The 17,771-nt window shown below is 69.7% G+C and carries 17 protein-coding genes; 11 read left to right on the forward strand and 6 right to left on the reverse strand.

The genetic code is table 11. The features are described from left to right. The first annotated feature begins 19 nt into the window (after positions 1–19). From Q0632_RS03430 to Q0632_RS03440, 3 genes are read left to right on the forward strand one after another with little or no spacing between them, the layout of a single operon-like run. Positions 20–709: a protein-L-isoaspartate O-methyltransferase gene (locus tag Q0632_RS03430; protein ID WP_298924356.1), complete on the forward strand. Its 690-nt coding sequence runs from the start codon at positions 20–22 to the stop codon at positions 707–709. 19 nt (positions 710–728) lie between these two features. Continuing rightward, the gene (locus tag Q0632_RS03435) at positions 729–1,064 is read left to right on the forward strand and encodes a rhodanese-like domain-containing protein (RefSeq protein WP_298924358.1); all 336 of its coding nucleotides are present in this window, start codon (positions 729–731) and stop codon (positions 1,062–1,064) included. Positions 1,065–1,112: 48 nt separating this feature from the next. Then, positions 1,113–2,444 (forward strand): TolC family outer membrane protein, encoded by a 1,332-nt coding sequence (locus tag Q0632_RS03440; RefSeq protein WP_298924360.1) that lies wholly within the window; start codon positions 1,113–1,115, stop codon positions 2,442–2,444. Here the strand turns inward: Q0632_RS03440 and Q0632_RS03445 are convergent. From Q0632_RS03445 to Q0632_RS03455, 3 genes are read right to left on the reverse strand one after another with little or no spacing between them, the layout of a single operon-like run. Then, the gene (locus tag Q0632_RS03445; RefSeq protein ID WP_298924432.1) at positions 2,419–3,672 is read right to left on the reverse strand and encodes a 3-deoxy-D-manno-octulosonic acid transferase; all 1,254 of its coding nucleotides are present in this window, start codon (positions 3,670–3,672) and stop codon (positions 2,419–2,421) included. The genes Q0632_RS03440 and Q0632_RS03445 overlap by 26 nt on opposite strands. Positions 3,673–3,695: 23 nt before the next feature. Next, entirely contained in the window at positions 3,696–4,676 is a 981-nt protein-coding gene (gene waaC, locus Q0632_RS03450; RefSeq protein ID WP_298924363.1) for a lipopolysaccharide heptosyltransferase I, read from the reverse strand. Further along, positions 4,673–6,055, reverse strand: a complete 1,383-nt coding sequence (locus Q0632_RS03455) for a phosphomannomutase/phosphoglucomutase (protein WP_298924365.1) — start codon at positions 6,053–6,055, stop codon at positions 4,673–4,675. The genes waaC and Q0632_RS03455 overlap by 4 nt, the downstream gene beginning before the upstream one ends. A 113-nt stretch (positions 6,056–6,168) precedes the next feature. On the opposite strand from Q0632_RS03455, the gene Q0632_RS03460 reads away from it, so the two are divergent. The 3 genes from Q0632_RS03460 (at position 6,169) to Q0632_RS03470 (ending at position 9,190) form a co-directional block, all read left to right on the forward strand. Next, the gene (locus tag Q0632_RS03460; protein ID WP_298924367.1) at positions 6,169–7,707 is read left to right on the forward strand and encodes a DNA-3-methyladenine glycosylase 2 family protein; all 1,539 of its coding nucleotides are present in this window, start codon (positions 6,169–6,171) and stop codon (positions 7,705–7,707) included. Between the two features lie 6 nt (positions 7,708–7,713). Beyond that, the gene (locus Q0632_RS03465; RefSeq protein WP_298924369.1) at positions 7,714–8,211 is read left to right on the forward strand and encodes a methylated-DNA--[protein]-cysteine S-methyltransferase; all 498 of its coding nucleotides are present in this window, start codon (positions 7,714–7,716) and stop codon (positions 8,209–8,211) included. A 76-nt stretch (positions 8,212–8,287) separates the two neighbouring features. Further along, complete coding sequence (locus tag Q0632_RS03470; RefSeq protein WP_298924371.1) at positions 8,288–9,190, forward strand: DMT family transporter; 903 nt, start codon at positions 8,288–8,290, stop codon at positions 9,188–9,190. A gap of 6 nt (positions 9,191–9,196) precedes the next feature. Here the strand turns inward: Q0632_RS03470 and Q0632_RS03475 are convergent, their stop codons facing one another. Next, positions 9,197–9,505 (reverse strand): hypothetical protein, encoded by a 309-nt coding sequence (locus Q0632_RS03475; protein ID WP_298924373.1) that lies wholly within the window; start codon positions 9,503–9,505, stop codon positions 9,197–9,199. A gap of 107 nt (positions 9,506–9,612) precedes the next feature. Here Q0632_RS03475 and Q0632_RS03480 point away from each other — a divergent pair, with 107 nt between their 5' ends. Beyond that, positions 9,613–10,359 carry a hypothetical protein gene (locus Q0632_RS03480; RefSeq protein WP_298924375.1) on the forward strand — a complete coding sequence of 249 codons (747 nt, stop codon included), beginning with the start codon at positions 9,613–9,615 and terminating at the stop codon, positions 10,357–10,359. 173 nt (positions 10,360–10,532) lie between these two features. Here Q0632_RS03480 and Q0632_RS03485 read toward each other — a convergent pair whose 3' ends face one another. Further along, positions 10,533–10,796: a hypothetical protein gene (locus Q0632_RS03485; protein WP_298924377.1), complete on the reverse strand. Its 264-nt coding sequence runs from the start codon at positions 10,794–10,796 to the stop codon at positions 10,533–10,535. A 90-nt stretch (positions 10,797–10,886) separates the two neighbouring features. Beyond that, positions 10,887–11,165, reverse strand: coding sequence for a hypothetical protein (locus Q0632_RS03490; RefSeq protein ID WP_298924380.1), 279 nt, complete (start codon positions 11,163–11,165; stop codon positions 10,887–10,889). Between the two features lie 187 nt (positions 11,166–11,352). Here Q0632_RS03490 and Q0632_RS03495 point away from each other — a divergent pair, with 187 nt between their 5' ends. From Q0632_RS03495 to Q0632_RS03510, 4 genes are read left to right on the forward strand one after another with little or no spacing between them, the layout of a single operon-like run. Then, positions 11,353–12,204 carry an amidohydrolase family protein gene (locus Q0632_RS03495; RefSeq protein WP_298924381.1) on the forward strand — a complete coding sequence of 284 codons (852 nt, stop codon included), beginning with the start codon at positions 11,353–11,355 and terminating at the stop codon, positions 12,202–12,204. Beyond that, complete coding sequence (locus Q0632_RS03500) at positions 12,201–13,772, forward strand: class I adenylate-forming enzyme family protein (RefSeq protein WP_298924383.1); 1,572 nt, start codon at positions 12,201–12,203, stop codon at positions 13,770–13,772. Before Q0632_RS03495 ends, Q0632_RS03500 begins: the two co-directional genes overlap by 4 nt. 49 nt (positions 13,773–13,821) lie before the next feature. Further along, positions 13,822–15,873, forward strand: a complete 2,052-nt coding sequence (locus Q0632_RS03505) for a hydantoinase/oxoprolinase family protein (RefSeq protein ID WP_298924385.1) — start codon at positions 13,822–13,824, stop codon at positions 15,871–15,873. Positions 15,874–15,884: 11 nt separating this feature from the next. After that, entirely contained in the window at positions 15,885–17,756 is a 1,872-nt protein-coding gene (locus tag Q0632_RS03510; RefSeq protein ID WP_298924387.1) for a hydantoinase B/oxoprolinase family protein, read from the forward strand. Positions 17,757–17,771: the final 15 nt, after the last annotated feature.

Below are 17,771 nucleotides of genomic sequence, written 5' to 3' on the forward strand. Positions count from 1 at the left end.
CCACGACCGAAAGCCATCCATGACCGCCCCCGCCAATCTCGAACAAGCCCGCTTCAACATGATCGAGCAGCAGATCCGTCCCTGGGACGTGCTCGATCCCAAGGTGCTGGACCTGCTGACCCTGGTCAAGCGCGAGGATTTCGTGCCGCTGGCGCACAAGGCCCTGGCCTTCGTCGACATGGAGATCCCGCTGCTGGGCTCCGAGGACGAGGCCATGAAGAGCGGCCACTGCATGCTGGCGCCGCGCGTCGAGGCCCGCCTGCTGCAGGCGGTCGACCCGCAGCCCCATGAAAAGGTGCTGGAGATCGGCGCCGGTTCCGGCCACATGGCGGCCCTGCTGGCGCACCGCGCCGGCCAGGTCATCTCGCTGGAAATCCACCCCGAACTGGCGCGCCTGGCCGCGGCCAACCTGCGCAAGGCCGGCATCAGCAACGCGCAGGTGCTCGAGGCCGACGGCGCCAAGGGCCTGGCGGCGCAGGGCCCGTTCGACATCATCGTGCTCAGCGGCTCGGTGGCCGAGGTGCCGCAGGCCCTGCTGGCCCAGCTCAAGCCCGGTGGCCGGCTGGCCGCCATCGTCGGCAGTGAGCCGGTGATGCGCGCCACCTTTGTCACGCGCAGCGGCGAGGCCAGCTACACCACCACCCAGCCCTGGGACACGGCGGCGCCGCGCCTGGCGAACTTCCCCGAGCCCTCGCGCTTCAGCTTCTGAGTCACCACGGACCCCAACCATGATCGTCCAAGTACGCCCTTCCGAGCTCGCGGCCTGGCTGCAGCAGCAAAGCCAGCCGGCCGTCGTGCTGGACGTGCGTGAGCCCTCGGAGCTGCGCACTGCGAGCGTGCGGGCCGAGGGCTTCGAACTGGTCACCATCCCGATGAACGAGATCCCGGCACGGCTGGGCGAGCTGGACGCCGGCCGTCCCATCGCCTGCCTGTGCCACCACGGTGCACGCAGCCAGCGCGTGGCCATGTTCCTGGCCGGCAACGGCTTCGGCGAGCTTGCCAACATCGCCGGCGGCATCGACGCCTGGTCGCTGGAACGCGACAGCGCCGTGCCGCGCTACTGAGCGCCAGGACCTGTGAACGCCAACACTCTTGACTCTAAGGACGGACCCATGAAATCGTTGCGGCCCCGCTTGCGGCTGTTGCCCCTGGCTGTGGTGCTGGTGCTTGCCGCGCCCGTGCACGCGCAAAGCCTGGTGGACCTCTATGAGGCCGCCCGCGCCTACGACGCCAGCTGGCAGTCGGCCAAGGCCCAGTACGACGCCAACCTGTTTCGCGCCGAGCAGGCCAAGGCCGGCATCCTGCCCAGCGCCAACCTGGCGGCCGGCGTCTCGCGCACGCAGTTCGAGAACACCAACCCCGTCACCGACCGCGGCTTCGACGCGCAGACGGCCACGCTGTCCGCATCCCAGCCGCTGTACCGCCCGGCCAATTTCGCCACCTATGAACAGGGCAAGCGGCAGGTCGAGCTGGCGCTGGCGCAGCTGACGACCGCCAGCCAGGACCTGGCCGTGCGCGTCAGCCAGGCCTATTTCGACGTGCTGGCCGCCTACGACACCCTGACCTTCGTGCGCGCGCTCAAGGCCGCGACGGCCGAACAGCTGGCCTCGGCCAAGCGCAACTTCGAGGTCGGCACGGCCACCATCACCGACACCCGCGAAGCCCAGGCCCGCTACGACCTGACCGACGCGCAGGAGATCGCCGCCCTGAACGACCTGCAGGTCAAGCGCCTGACGCTGGACAACGTGGTGGGCATCACCAACGCCACGCCGCGCCAGCTGGCCCTGCCGCTGGCCCTGCCCATGCCCGAGCCGGCCGACATGAACGCCTGGGTGCAGATGGGCGAGCTGCGCAGCCCCGCCATCTTGCAGGCGCGCAGCAACCTGGAGATCGCCCAGCTGGAAACCGAGAAGGCCAAGGCCGGCCATAAGCCCACCCTGGACCTGACGGCCAGCTACAACGTCCTGCGCAACCCGGACGGCAGCGCCACCAGCATCTTGCGCCAGCGCCTGAACACCGGCCAGGTAGGCGTGGCCTTCAACCTGCCGCTGTTTGCCGGCTTCTCCACCCAGAACCGCATCCGCGAGACTCTGTCGCTGGAAGAAAGAGCCCAGTCCGACCTGGAAGCCGCGCGCCGCAGCATGGCGCAGGCCACCCGCACCGCCTACCTGGGCGTGGTCTCGGGCCAGGGCCAGGTGCGCGCGCTGGAAGCCGCTGAAGCCTCCAGCCAGAGCGCGCTGGACGCCAACCGTGTGGGCTACCAGGTGGGCATCCGCATCAACATCGACGTGCTGAACTCGCAGACCCAGCTGTACCAGACCAAGCGCGACCTGGCCGTGGCCCGCTACAACGTGCTGTTGGGGACGCTGCGGCTGCGCCAGGCCAACGGCACGTTGGCCGTTGAAGACCTGGCCCGCCTCAACCAGCTGCTGCAGGCACGCTGAGACGTCCGGCCGCCAGCGCCAGCACGGCGGTGGCGGTCTTGTCGGCCGCGCCGCGGTGGCTGGCGGCAAAGCGCAGGGCGGCGCCGGCCATGGCCTCGCGCCGCTCGCTGGTGGCCAGCGCCAGCGCCTGCTGCACCCCCTCCTCCAGTGTCGCCACGCGCAGCGCAGCACCCGCGCCCTCGGACAGCTGCGCCGCTTCGGCGAAATTGAAAGTGTGGGGGCCCATCACCACCGGGCAGCCGCAGGCCGCGGCCTCGATCAGGTTCTGCCCACCCAGGGGCTCGAAGCTGCCACCCAGCAGGGCCACGCCGGCCAGGCCGTAGTACAGCGCCATCTCGCCCAGTGAGTCCCCGATCCACAGCGATGCCGCCACGGGTTCGCCGCTCCAGCCGCTGCGGCGCGAGACGGTCAAGCCGGCCTGCACGGCCAGGGCCGCCACCTCGTCAAAACGCTGCGGATGGCGTGGCACCAGCAGCCATTGCGCCTGCTGCGCCCAATCGGGATGCGCCTGCAGCACGCGCAGCAACTGCGCCTCCTCGCCTTCGCGCGAACTGGCGAACAGCACGACCGGCAAGGTCGAACTGGCGCGCCAGCCGCGGCCGCGTTCGAGCTGCGCCGCATCGGGCGCGGCATCGAACTTGAGGTTGCCATAGACAGCCTGGACGGTGGCGCCGGCCTGCGCCAGGCGGCGCGCATCGGCCTCGGTCTGGGCCCAGACGGCGGCCAGCGCGGCATAGGCCGGCCGTGACAGGGGCGCCAGCCGCAAGCTCTGGCGCAAGGACTTGTCCGACAGGCGCGCATTGGCCAGGGCCAGCGGGATGCCGCGCTCACGGCAGACGGCCGCCAGGTTGGGCCACAGTTCGGTCTCCATCAGCACGCCGGCGGCCGGCGCGAAGTGGTGGAGGAAGGCGGCAACGGCGCGCGGCGTGTCCCAGGGCTGCCAGGATTGCAGGTCGCCGTTGCGCAGCAGCTTGGCGCCTTCGGCGCGGCCTGTGGCCGTGCCGTGCGTGAGCAGAAAGCGCAGACCCGGCTGCTGGCGGCGCAGCGCCTGCATCAGGATGGCGGCAGCCCGCGTCTCGCCCAGCGAGACGGCATGGATCCACAGGCGGCCCGGCGCGGCGCTGCCCTGGTAGCGGCCGAAGCGCTCGTCGATGGCTTCCAGGTAGCCCGGCTCGGCCTCCCCCCGCCGACGCAGCTTGCGCCGCAGCAGCGGCTGGACACAGCGCATCAGCAGCGAATACACGCCGCGGATCACGGCGCCGCGCTCACTTGCAGCCAGAGCTGCCAGACCGTGTCGACGTCGGGCTTCCAGACGGCGCGCTGGCGGGCCCGGCCCACAGGCTCGGTGCGCCAGGCGTTGTTGCGCATGTAGATCTGCACATGCGGCAGGTCCAGCGCCACCGCGATGTGGCTCAGGCCGGTGTCCACGCCGACCACGCCGAAGCAGCCGGCCAGCCGGTCGGCCACTGTGCCCAGGTTGGTTCGCGGCCAGACGGCCGCGCCCTCGCCCAGCGCCGCGGCGATGCGCTCGCTGCGCAGGCGCTCCTCCTCGCTGCCGTGCGGCAGGCCCACAGTCCAGCCGCCGGCCAGCAGGCGCTGTCCCAGCTCGATCCAGTGCTCGTCGGGCCAGCGCTTGTCGTCGCCGGCCGTTCCGTGGACCAGGACGACGCAGCGGCTCGCTCCACTTTCGATAGCACCTGAGGCAGCATCCACGGGGGATACCAGCCCAAAACGCTCATCTTCGGGGACAGCGTAGCCGAGCGCCCGGGCGCACATGACGCGCGAGCGCTCGATGACGGGCGTGCGTGAGGGAAAGGTGAAGGCCACGTCGGCCACCCAGCGGGTGGGCGCCTCGTAGCCCGAGTCTTCGGTCTGGTTTGCCAGGGCGTAGCGCTTGCCGCCGGGCGCCAGCCGCGCCATGCGCGAGACCAGGGCCGACTTGGTCAGGCCCTGCAGATCGATCACCGCTTCATAGGCCTGGCTGTGCAGGTCTTCGCGGAAGGCGCGCCATTCACTGCGCGTTTGCGCCGCGAACAGCGCCTTGCGCCAGCCCCGCAGGTCGCAGACGATGACCTTGTCAACGCCCTGGCAGCGCTGCGCCAGGCCGGCAAAGCTGCGCTCCACCACCCAGTCGATGCGCGCCTGCGGAAATTGGGCGCGCATGTCCTGCACCGCCGGCATGGTGTGGACCACGTCGCCAAGCGAGGACAGCTTGACGATCAGAATGTTCAATGCGCGGCCTCGCCGACCTTGGCATCGGGCTTGACGCTGCGCAGCAGGGCCAGCATCGCTTCCTCGATGCGGTGCAAGGCCTCGGGCGTGTGGCCCTCGAAGCGCAGCACCAGCACCGGCGTGGTGTTCGAGGCACGGATCAGGCCGAAGCCGTCCGGCCAGTCGACCCGCAGGCCGTCGATGGTGGAGATCTCGGCGTCGTCGAATCGGGCCTTGGCCACCAGCTGGTCGACGATGCCGTGCGGCTCGCCTTCCTTGCAGGCCACGTTCAGTTCGGGGGTGGAAAAACTGGTGGGCAGGCCGTCGAGCACGGCGCTGGGATCGGCGTGCTTCGAGAGGATCTCCAGCAGGCGGGCGCCAGCATAAGTGCCGTCGTCGAAGCCGTACCAGCGCTCCTTGAAGAAGATGTGGCCGCTCATCTCGCCGCCCAGGGGCGCGCCGTTCTCCTTCATCCTGGCCTTGATGAGGGAATGGCCGGTCTTGTACATCAAGGGCACGCCGCCGGCGGCGCGGATCGCCGGCGCCAGCCTCTGGGTGCACTTGACGTCGAACAGGATGGTGCCGCCGGGCACGCGCGAGAGCACGTCCTGGGCAAACAGCATCATCTGGCGGTCCGGGTAGATGGTGTTGCCGCCGCGGGTGACGATGCCCAGCCGGTCGCCGTCGCCGTCAAAGGCCAGGCCCAGCTCGGCGCCGCTGGTCTGCAGCGCCTTGATCAGGTCCTGCAGGTTCTCCGGCTTGCTGGGGTCGGGGTGGTGGTTGGGGAAGCTGCCGTCGACTTCGCTGAACAGCTCGATGACCTCGCAGCCCAGGGCCCGGAAGATGGTCGGGGCCGAGGCGCCGGCGATGCCGTTGCCCGAGTCGATGACGATCTTGAGCTTGCGCGCCAGCTTGATGTCGCTGGTGATGCGGTCGCGGTAAGGGGCGAAGATGTTGATGTTGCGGACCTGGCCGGGCGAGCGGCCCTGGTTCCAGCTTTCCTGTTCCATCATGGCGCGCAGGGCCTGGATCTCGTCGCCATAGATGGCACGGCCGCCCATCACCATCTTGAAGCCGTTGTAGTCCTTGGGATTGTGGCTGCCGGTGACCTGGATGCCGCTGGCGCACAAGGTGTTGGCGGCGAAGTACAGCATGGGCGTCGTCACCATGCCGACGTCGATGACGTCGACGCCCGAGGCGACCAGGCCACGGACCAGGGCGGCGGACAGCGAGGGGCCAGACAGGCGGCCGTCGCGGCCGACGGCCACGGTTTTTTCACCCTCGGCCAGGGCGATGGAGCCGAAGGCCCGGCCCAAGGCCTCGGCCAGGTCCTCGTGCAGGGTGGACGGCACGATGCCGCGGATGTCATAGGCCTTGAAGATCGAGGGTGAAACTTGCATGAAATTGTGCTTCCCTGGAGACGTGGCAAAGGCCGGATTGTAGGCCTCGGCACCGCGAGGGAGATGTCCGGAAACGGCCAGTCCAGAGCGCGCCGCGGCGTACCATTCTGGCCATGGAATCCGCCACCGACGCCCTGCAAGCCGACGCCTGCTACCTGGCCCTGAAAGCCCGGGACGCGCGCTTTGACGGGCGCTTTTTCATCGGTGTCACCTCCACCGGCATCTACTGCCGGCCGGTGTGCAAGGTGCGCATGCCACGGCGCGAGAACTGCCTGTTTTTCGGCCATGCGGCGCTGGCCGAGCAGGCGGGCTTCCGGCCCTGCCTGCGTTGCCGGCCCGAACTGGCGCCGCACACGCTGAACTGGTCGATCCAGGACGCCAGCGGCATCCTGGCGCGGCAGGCGGCCCGCCTGCTCGATGAGCCCGAGGCCTGGGGCGACGCAGCCCCCTCGGTCGAGGGCCTGGCCGCCCGGCTGGGCGTGAGCGACCGCCACGTGCGGCGCATCTTCGAAGCCCAGTTCGGTGTCTCGCCGGTGCAGTACCTGCAGACCCGCCGGCTGCTGGCGGCCAAGCAGCTGCTGGCCGACACCAACCTGGCCATCACCCAGGTGGCGCTGGCCAGCGGCTTTGCCAGCTTGCGCCGCTTCAATGCCGCCTTCGCCGAGCACTACGGCCTGAATCCCACCCAGCTGCGGCGCGCCGGCGCCAGCCGGGGCGAAGCCGGCATCACCGTGCGGCTGGGTTACCGGCCGCCCTATGACGTGGCCGCCATGCTGGGCTTTTTTCGCAAGCGCGGCATCGCCGGCATCGAACAGGTGAGCGACAACGGCCTGGCGCGCACCCTGGCCATGGAAGCGGGTGGGCGGCTGCACACCGGCTGGCTGGCCGCTGAGTTCGACCAGGCCAACCACCAGGTGGTGCTGCGCGCGAGCGACTCGCTGTCGGGCGCCCTGCCCCGCGTGATCGGCCGCGTGCGCGCCATGCTGGACCTGGACGCCGACCCGGCCGCCATCGGCAGCGTGCTGCACGCGCGCTTTCCCGAAGGTGACGGCTTGCGCGTGCCCGGCGCATTGAGCGGCTATGAGCTGGCCGTGCGGGCCGTGTTGGGCCAGCAGATCACGGTGGCAGCGGCGCGCACACTGGCGCAGCGCATGGTCGACCGCTTCGGCGAGGCCATCGAAACGCCTCTGCCCGAGCTGCGCAGGCTGTTTCCGCAGCCGGCCGTGCTGGCCCAGGCCAGCGGCGACGCGCTGGGCCAGCTGGGCATCGTCAAGCAGCGCCAGGCCGCCATCGTCGCCATCGCCCGGGCGGTGGACCAGGGCCATCTGCAATTGCACAGCGGCACCGACGTGCAGGCCACGATGGCGGCGCTGCGCGAACTGCCCGGCATCGGCGACTGGACGGCGCAGTACATCGCCATGCGGGCGCTGCGCTGGCCCGACGCCTTTCCGGCCGGCGACGTCGCCCTGCAAAAGGCGCTGGGCGTGCAGCAAAGCAGGCAGCCGGCGCGCGAGGCACTGGCAGCTTCTCTGGCCTGGGCGCCCTGGCGCAGCTACGCCGTCGTGCGGGCCTGGGCCGAGCTGCCTGCGGGGCCCTCGAAAGCTCCTAAATCAGTAGCAAACTCCGCCCATTCGGCGGGGCCTGGAGGATGATTGACCATGAAATTCGACACTTCCATCGTGCAAGCCCGCTATGCCGGGCGCATGGGTCCCATGATCGTCGCCGCGACCGCCCGCGGCCTGGCCGGCGTCTGGTTCGAGGGCCAGCGGCATCTGCCCGATACGTCAGGCTGGCCGCTGCAGCCGGAGCACCCGCTGCTGCGCCAGGCCATCGCCCAGCTCGATGACTACTTCGCCGGCCGGCGCAGCAGCTTCGAGTTGCCGCTGGACCTGCAAGGCGGCACGGCCTTCCAGCGCAGCGTCTGGCAGGCCTTGCTGGCCATCCCCGCCGGCGACACGACCAGCTATGGCGCGCTGGGCCAGCGCATCGGCAAGCCGGCCGCGGTGCGGGCCGTCGGCGCGGCCGTGGGCCGCAACCCGGTCAGCATCGTCGTGCCCTGCCACCGGGTGCTGGGCGCGGATGGCTCGCTCACCGGCTATGCCGGCGGACTGGAGCGCAAGAGCGCCCTGTTGCAGCTGGAAGGCGCATTGATCTGATTGCGGCATCAAAGACCGCCACAAATTGCATGGATGGGCCGGCCGCCGGCCCGGTTTCAGCCCGCACACTCCTGCCATGAGCCCTGCCATCGCCATCGAATTCCTGCTGCTGTCCGCCCTCTGGGGCGCCTCCTTTCTTTTCATGCGGATCGCGGTCATTGAATTCGGCGCCCTGCCGACGGCGGCCCTGCGGGTGGCGGTGGCGGCGCTGGTCCTGTTCCCGCTGCTGTGGCTGCGCGGCCTGCTACCGCAGCTGCGCCAGCACTGGAAAAAAATCTTCGTGGTGGGCGCGCTCAACTCGGGCATTCCGTTCGCGCTGTTCTGCTTCGCCTTGCTGTCCATCAGCACCGGCCTGTCGGCCATCCTCAACGCCACGGTGCCGCTGTTCGGGGCCCTGGTGGCCTGGTTCTGGCTGCGCGACCGGCCCACGCCCTCGCGCATCCTGGGCCTGGCCGTGGGCTTTGCCGGCGTCGCCCTGCTGGCCTGGGACAAGGCCAGCTTCAAGCCCGATGCTTCGGGCATCGCGCCGGCCTGGGCCGTGCTGGCCTGCCTGGCGGCCTGCCTGTGCTACGGCATCGCCGCCAGCTTCACCAAGCGCCACCTGGGCGGCCTGCCGCCGCTGGTCACGGCTGGGGGCAGCCAGATCGGCGCCACCGTGGTGCTGGCCCTGCCGGCCCTGTGGCTGCGGCCCACGGCGATGCCGGGCCTGAAGGCCTGGATGGCAGTGCTTGCGGTGGGAATCGTGTGCACCGGCGTGGCTTACGTCATCTATTTCCGCCTGATCGAAGCCGTGGGGCCGGCGCGCGCTCTGGCGGTGACCTTCGTGGTGCCGGTGTTTGCCGTGCTGTACGGTGCGCTGTTCCTGGGCGAGGCTGTGACAGGCTGGATGCTGCTGTGCGCCGCTGTCATCGTGGCGGGAACGGCGCTGTCCACAGGCCTGCTGACGCTGCCGGGCAGGCACCGCGTCAGGAGCGCCTGAAGGCCGCTAGAACCGGGGCAGGTCGTCGAGCTGGCGGCCCGGCGCTTCCTCGGCCAGGGCCAGGGTCTCGGTGCCCTCGTCGGGCACGCCGACCTTGACCTCGGGGCCGGCTTCCAGGCCGCCGCTGTCGTCGGGAAACAGGGTGATGATGGTGTCGCCCTCGACCAGACGGTCGACCACTTCGGTCAGGCGGGTGGGCGTGGGCAGCGAATCCCATCGCGCCCGCGCGTTGTCGATCAGGCCCATCATGGCCTCGATGACTTCCGGCCCGGCGTAACGCAGGGCGGTGATCCCATAGATGGCTTTGGTTTCCATGTGCGCCATTGTGGTGGGCCCCCTGCCGCGCCGGGACAGGCAATCGCCCCAATGTCCGTCGGAGAGTGCCTACGGAAGCTAAACTGGGTTTCGCCTTTGCCGCCGCCATGACAGCCCCCCAGCCCCCCGTTGCCGCCGCCCTGGGCAAGCCGCACGCCCGGCGCCTGCGCGAGATCTACCGCTCGGCCGGCTGGCCCTCGCAGGACCCGCTGGAGATCGAGTTGCTGGCCGCCGGTCTGCTCGAGCGCGTGCGCTCGCCCCTGGGCCACGAATCCCTGCGTGTGACCGAGGCCGGCCTGCAGCTGCTGGCCGCCACACTGGCGCGCAACCGCGCCGCCCTGTCCGCTCACGAGGCCCTGGTGGAGCAGGTGGCGCTGGAGATGTGCCGCGCCGGCCGCCTTGCCTGGCGTGGCCTGGCGCTGCGTGCCCAGGTGCCCACGGGCGATGCGGACAAGCCCTTGCAGTGGTGCATGGCCAAGCCGGATGTCTTTTCCATTCGCAACACCACGGTGGCCGACTATGTCGAACCCATCGTCCATGAGATCAAGGTGCGGCGCGCCGACCTGCTGGGCGACCTGCGCCAGGGCGCCAAGCGCGCAGCCTACCTAAACCTGGGCGAATGCTGGTACGTGCTGGGCTGCGATGCCCGCGGCCGCTGCATTGGGGCGCCGGACGAAGTGCCGGCCGAATGCGGGGTGATGGTGCTCGAGCAGGGCCGGCTGGCCGTCGCCCGGCCCGCCCCACGCCACAGCCGAGCCAGCCTGCCCTTTGGCGTCTGGATGGCGCTGGCCAAGGCCACGCCCGTCACCGGCCTGGACGAAGACGGCCAGGGCCTGCTGGGCGAGGCCCACTGACAAGCGCGTACCAAGAAGCGCCGGGATGGTCGGACTTGCCCGGCGGCGGCTGTGGCACGCTGCCTTTTTCCGGGTCGGTCGGCGCGTGCCGCGGCTCGGGGTTGGCCGGCTTGGGCGGGTCGCCCGGCGGCAGCGGCGCCGGCGCTGCCGGCTCGTTGGCCATGCTCATGTCCTCACAGCTTGGGCGAAGTGACGCCCGGATCCTCCGGCAAAGCCGGTGGCAGGGCCGGGCCGAATTCAGGCTCCACCGGGAGGCGGGTCGGATTGGGCGCCTCGGGCTCGGGGCCAGGCGGCAGCGGTTCGGGTTCAACGGGATGGGTGGCCATGGCTGGAACGGGCTCTTCGGGCGCATTGTGCGGCGGCGAAAAGCCATCGTCCAGTTGCACGGGCGGCGGCACGCTGGCGTGCAGGCTGGGGTCGGTCTCGTAGGCAATCATGGCGTGTCCTTTGCGCCATGGTGGGCCGGCGTTGCGGCGCCGCCCATCAGTGGGGACGCCTGGCGCGTGTCGGCTGATGCCGACGCCGCCTCAGGCGGCGTCGCGCTCGGCCAACCGCACGGCCTCGCGCCGCAGCACGGTGCTGGGCTCGTGGGTGAATGGTAGGAGCGGCAAGCCGATCAGGGATTGCAGATGCGCATGGGCCTTGTCCATGTCGTGGCCCACCATGGCCAGGGCGAGTTCGTGGTCCGGCTCCTTGCGCGCGATCTCCAGGTAGGCGGCGCGTAAGCGCTGGTAGTCCGCTTCAGCGCGTGCCACCTGGTCCTGTGCAGCGAGGAGCTTGGCATATTCGGCACGGCTGTAACGCATCAGTGGACTCGGTCAGTGCTCATGCATGGCATCGTAGGCAGGCTGACGGGCGCGCGACGTAGGACGGATGCAACAACGGTTGCAGGGTATGTCCGCAGAGCGGATACGCCCTGCTTTCGATGGCGGTGCCCGCGTCCGCCCCGCGCAAGATCACATCCACTTCAACTGATCTCGCGAGAACACCGACATGCACAGGGCGATCGACATCGTCGTCAACCTCTTCACCCCGCAAGAGGTAGCCGCCGGCCAGACCGGCTTCGACGCCAGCTTCACCACCCAGGTCCGGATGCCCGAGCACATGAAGACGGGCGTCTCCATCGACGACTACCTTCGCAAGATGGATGCGGCCGGCATCGAGCGCTCGCTGCTGATCGCCGTGCGCGCCGGCGACCAGCGCATGAAGGGCTCTTTCGAGATCCCGTATGAGCAGGTGGCGCAGTGGTGCCGCAAGCACCCCGACCGCTTCTCCGGCCTGGCCGGCGTCGACCCCTACCGCGGCATGCAGGGCCTGCGTGACCTGGAGCACGCGGTCAGGGAGCTGGGCTTCGTCGGCGCCCACGTCTATCCGCACTGGTTCCGGCTGGCACCCAACGAGGCGCTGTACTACCCCTACTACGCCAAGTGCTGCGAGCTGGACGTGCCCATCATGATGCAGGTCGGCCAGAACCTGATCTACCAGAAGGACGTGCGCCTGCCCAGCGTGGCCCGACCCATCCTGCTGGACCAGATCGCGATCGACTTCCCCGAGCTCAAGCTGCTGGGCATTCACATCGGCGTGCCATGGACCGACGAGATGATCGCCATGGCCTGGAAGCACGAGAACGTCTACATCGGCATCGACGCCTATGCGCCCAAGTACCTGCCGCAGGCGCTCAAGCACTACATGAACAGCTACGGCTCGCACAAGGTGATGTTCGGCACCGACTGGCCCGTGATCGATCCCGAGCGCGCCGTGGCCGAGATGGTGGCCCACGACTTCCGCCCCGAGGCCATGCGCCAGATCATGCGCGACACGGCCATCAAGGTGTTCAAGCTGTGAGCGCCCCGGTCTACACCCGCGAAGCGCCGGGCGCCCTGCCCCCGGGCTTTCACAACCTCACGGTGGCCAGCGGCATCCGCAGCGCCGCCCGCCGCGAACCCGGCAAGACCGCCGTGATCTGCGGCGCCCAAAGCCGCAGCTATACCCAGCTGGTCGAACACATCGACCGCGTGGCCAACGGCGTTCTCGCGCTGGGCCTGCAGGCCGGCCAGAACGCGGCGATCGTCGCGCCCAACTGCATCGAGTACATCGAAGTGGTCGCCGGCGTCTCCGAGATCGGCGCGGCCACCGCCACGCCCAACCCGCGGCTGACGCCGCGCGAGCTGGCCGACATCTGCAACGACGCGCAGGCGCAGATCCTGTTCGTACACCCCGACTGCCTGGCCAGCATCGACCGCTCGCTGTACACCACGCTGCGCCACGTCGTCGTGCTGGGCGACGCCTACGCCCAATGGCTGGCCACGGCATCGCCCGACTTCACGCCGGGCTTCCTGCCCGAGTGGACGACCTTCGCCATCCCCTACACCTCGGGCACCACCGGCAAGCCCAAGGGCGTGATGCTCTCGCACCGCTCGCGCACCCTGTGCTTCCTGAGCTATGCCGGCGAGTACGGCATCTACGCGCCCGAGGACCATTTCCTGGCCTTCGCCCCCATGTGCCACGGCGCCGGCCTGGCCTATGCGATGACCTCGGTGTTCACCGGCGGCTGCGTCGAAATCCTGGCAAAGTTCGACGCCGAGACCGTGCTGCGCGCCGTGCACTCGGGCCGCGTCACCGGCATGTTCACCGTGCCCACGCACTACCACGCAATGTTCAGCCTGCCTGCCGCCGTGCTGGACGAACTGCGCGGCCACAAGCTGCGCGGCATCGTCTGCAATGCCGCGCCGCTGCCGCAAGGCCTGAAGGAACTGGTGGTCGGCTACTTCGGCGACGGCCTGCTGCATGAAACCTACGGCTCCACCGAGGCCGGCGTGGTCAGCAACCTGCGGCCCAAGGACCAGCTGCGCAAGGTCAACTGCGTCGGCCAGCCCTTCGGCAACAACCTGATCCGCCTGCTGGACGAGGCCGGCCGCGAAGTCGGCGCCAACGAGGTCGGCGAGCTGTTCAGCCTGTCGACCACCCTGTTCAACGGCTACTGGCAAAAGCCCGAGGCCACGGCCGAGGCCTTCCGCGACGGCTGGGTCAGCGTGGGCGACATGGCGCGGCGCGACGACGAGGGCTTCCTCTACATCGTCGACCGCAAGAAGGACATGGTCATCACCGGCGGCATCAACGTCTATCCGCGCGAGGTCGAGGCCGTGATCGACCAGCACGACAGCGTGCTGGAGTCCGCCGTCATCGGCGCGCCGGATCCGCAGTGGGGCGAGAAGCTGGTGGCCTGCGTGGTCGTCCAGCCCGGCGCCGCGCTGGACGCCGCCGCGCTCACCGCACTGTGCCGCAACGAACTGGCGGCCTACAAGCAACCCAAGCAGTTCCTCCTGATCGAGGCGCTGCCCCGCAACGCCAGCGGCAAGGTGCTCAAGACCTCGCTGCGGACCTGGTACGCGCAACACGCTGCGGCGCACTGAGCGCCCGACTCCTCCACACCCTTTATCCACACCTCTCCAGGAACTCATCATGGCTTATCGCTTGGGCGTAGACGTGGGCGGCACCTTCACCGACCTGCTGCTTTTCGATGACGCGAACGGGCGCTTCTGGCGCAACAAGACACCCTCGACCCCGCACGACCAGTCCGAAGGCGTGCTGGCCGGCGTGCAGGCGATCTGCGCGCAGGCCACCATCGAGCCGGCGGCGATCGACCTGTTCCTGCACGGCACCACGGTGGCCACCAATGCCGTGCTCGAAGGCAAGGGAGCGCGCGTCGGCCTGGTGGTGACCGAGGGCTACCGGCAGATGATGCAGATCGCCCGCTCGCTGGTGCCCGGCGGCCTGGCCGGCTGGATCATCTGGCCCAAGCCCGAACCCATGGCCAGGCTGGAAGACACGGTGCAGGTCAAGGGCCGACTGGACGCCAGCGGCGCCGAAGTGCGGCCGCTCGACGATGCGGACATCCGCGCCCAGCTGACCGTGCTCAAGGGCCAGGGCATCGAGGCGCTCACGATCTCGCTGATCAACGCCTACGTGGACGGCCGGCACGAGCGCCGTGTCGCCGAGATCGCTGCCGAAGTGCTGCCCGGCGTGCCGGTGTCGCTGTCGCACGTGGTTCTGCCCGAGATGCAGGAGTACGAGCGCACCCTGACCACGGTGGCCAATGCCGCCGTGCGCCCCGTGGTGGGCCGCTACGTGCGCAACCTGCGCACCAAGCTGCGCGACCTGGGCATGAAGGGCCGCATCTCGCTGCTGCGCTCGGACGGCGGCCTGATGTCGTCCGAGGCGGCCGAAGCCCAGCCCGTGTCGCTGCTGATGTCGGGTCCGGCCGGCGGCGTGACAGGCGCGCTCTGGGTGGCGCGCAACGCTGGCCTGAAAAACATCCTGACGCTGGACGTGGGCGGAACCTCCACCGACGTGGCGCTGATCGAGAACAGCGAGCCGCGCCTGGTGCGCACCACCGACGTCGGCCACCTGACGGTGCGCGTCTCGGCGCTGGACGTGAAGACGGTGGGCGCCGGCGGCGGCTCCATCGCCAAGATCCCGGAACTGACCAAGGCGCTGCGCGTCGGCCCCGAGTCGGCCGGCGCCGTTCCCGGCCCGGCCTGCTATGGCCGCGGCGGCACCCAGGCCACGGTGACCGACGCCAACGTGGTGCTGGGCTACCTGCCCGAGAACCTGCTGGGCGGCAGCTTCAAGCTGGACCGGGAAGCTGCCCGCGCCGCCGTGCAGCGCACGGCCGACGCCCTCGGCGTCGACCTGTACGAGGCCGCCCGCGGCATCATCGACATCGTCAACGAAAACATGTTTGGCGCGCTGCGCATGATCTCGGTGCAGCAAGGCTACGACCCGCGCGACTTCGCGCTCATGGGCTTCGGCGGCGCCGGCCCGCTGCATGTGAACGCCGTGGCCAAGCTGATGGGTTCCTGGCCGGCTGTGTCGCCCGTGTCTCCGGGCGTGCTGTGCGCGCTGGGCGACGCCACCACGCGCACGCGCAGCGAGACCGCGCGTTCGTTCTCGCGGGTCATCTCACGCAGCACCGAAGCCGAGGTGTTGGAGGTACTCAAGCTGATGCGCGACCAGGTGCGCGACAGCCTGGTAGCCGACGGCGAGGATGCCGCCACGCTGGAGCTGCGCTTCGAGGCCGACCTGCGCTACGCCGGCCAGGCCTTCGAGGTGCCGGTGCCGGTGACGCTGGCTGAGTTCGAGCAGCCCGGCGGCCTGGCGGCCCTGGCCGAGACCTTCCACGCAGCCCACAAGCGGCTGTTCACCTTCAGCATGGACACCGACACCGAGCTGGTCAACCTGCGGGCCATCGCGCTGGGCAAGGCGCCCGAGCTGCCCGCGCTGGCACTGCCGCAGGGCGATGGCAACCCCGCCGCTGCCAGGCTGCGCGACCACCAGATGTGGGTGGACGGCAGCTTCCGCCCGGCCGTGATCTACGACCGCGCCAAACTGCGCGCCGGCGACCGCATCCCCGGCCCGGCCGTGGTCTGCGAAATGGACTCGACCACCGTGATCCTGGCGGACGCGGCCGGCACCGTGGACGCCCACGGCAACATCCTGATCAACCCCGTCTGAAGGAGCACCCCATGCCCGCACGCATCATCGAAACCCAGACGGCGCCGCTGGCGGCCGCCACGGTCGACCCGATCACGTTGGACATCCTGGAGAACGCACTGCGCAACGCGCGCGTCGAGATGGACGCCACGCTGTTTCGCACCGCGCTGTCGCCCGGCATCCGCGAACAGGGCGACGCCTTTCCGCTGATCGCCGACCGCAAGGGCCGCATGGTGGTGGGCCAGTTCGGCTCCTTCATCGACGGCTTCCTCCGCAACTACGACGGCGACATCGAGGAAGGCGACGTCATCCTGCTCAACGACCCCTACTCCTGCGAGGGCGCCGTCAGCCACATCAACGACCAGCTGGTCATCGTGCCGGTGTTCCGCAAGGGCCGGCTGATGGCCTGGGCCGCGATGTTCGGCCACATGACCGACGTCGGCGGCAAGGTGCCGGGCTCGCTGCCCACCGACGCCAGCACCATCTTCGAGGAGGGCTTTCGCCTGCCTCCGGTCAAGCTATACCGCAAGGGCGCGCTGCAGGCCGACATCCTGAAGATCGCCGCCCACCAGTCGCGCATGCCCGAGTGGTACAAGGCCGACCTGCATGCCCTGGTCGCGTCCTGTCGCGTGGCCGCGCGCCGGGTCGAGGAGATGTGCCAGCGTTTCGGCGACGAGGTGTTCGACGCCGCGGTGGGCGAGCTGCTGGCGCGCAACCACCGCGCCATGAAGCACCTGATCGGCACCCAGATCGGCGAGGCCAAGGTGTCGTTCGAGGACTACCTGTGCGACGACGGCCGCGGCGCCGGCCCGTTCAAGATCAAGTGCACGATGTGGCGCGAAGGCGAGAGGGTGATCCTGGACTTCGAGGGAACCGACCCGCAGTCCAGCTCATCGATCAACTTCTATATGAACGAGAACATGTTCAAGATGTTCTTCGGCATCTACATGATCATGGTGTTCGACCCGCAGGTGCTGTTCAACGACGGCTTCTACGACCTGGTCGACGTGCGCATCCCCGAAGGCTCGCTGCTCAAGCCGAAGTTTCCCGCCGCGCTGTCGTGCCGCACCCACGCGCTGGGCCGCATCTTCGACGTGCTGGGCGCGCTGCTGGGCCAGAAGACGCCCGACTTCCTGTGCGCCGCCGGCTTCTCGTCGTCGCCGCACCTGATGTTCTCGGGCAATACCAAGCAGGGCGACTGGTTCCAGCTGTTCCAGATCGGCTTCGGCGGCATTCCCGGCCGTCCCTTCGGCGACGGTCCGGACGGCCATTCTCTGTGGCCAGGCTTCACCAACGTGCCCAACGAGTTCCTGGAGCGCTACTTCCCGATGCGCATCGAGCGCTACGAGACCGTGCCGGACTCGGGCGGCGCCGGCAAATTCCGTGGCGGCAACGGCATTCTCATGAGCTACCGCTTCCTGGAGAACGGCAAGATCTCCATCCACGACGACCGCTGGTTCGTGCCGCCCTGGGGCGTCAACGGCGGCGCACCGGCCGCCCGTTCGCACAAGCTGCTCGAGCGCGCAGACGGCAGCCGCACGCCGTTGCCGGCCAAGTGCGACAACATCGACGTGGCGCCGGGCGACCTGCTGCACTTCGTGACCTGGGGCGCGGGCGGCTGGGGCGACCCGCTGGAACGCGATGCGGCCCTGGTGGCGCTGGAAGTGCGCCGCGGCCTGGTCAGCACTGAAGGCGCGAAGGCCTACGGCGTCGTGCTGGATGGCACCGGTGAAGTGGACGCGACCGCCACCACGGCACAACGCGAAGCGCTGCGCAGCAGCCGGCCGGCATTGACCGTGTTCAACCGCGGCCCCGACCTGGCTGCGCTGCGCGAAAGCTGCCTGGCCGACACCGGCCTGCCCGCCCCCACGCCCCCGGTGTGGCCGGGCCACGTTGCGGTCTGAGCGGACGCGCCCGGC

This window comes from uncultured Ramlibacter sp., from assembly GCF_936925435.1.
In the GTDB taxonomy this organism is placed as follows: Bacteria; Pseudomonadota; Gammaproteobacteria; order Burkholderiales; family Burkholderiaceae_C; genus Ramlibacter.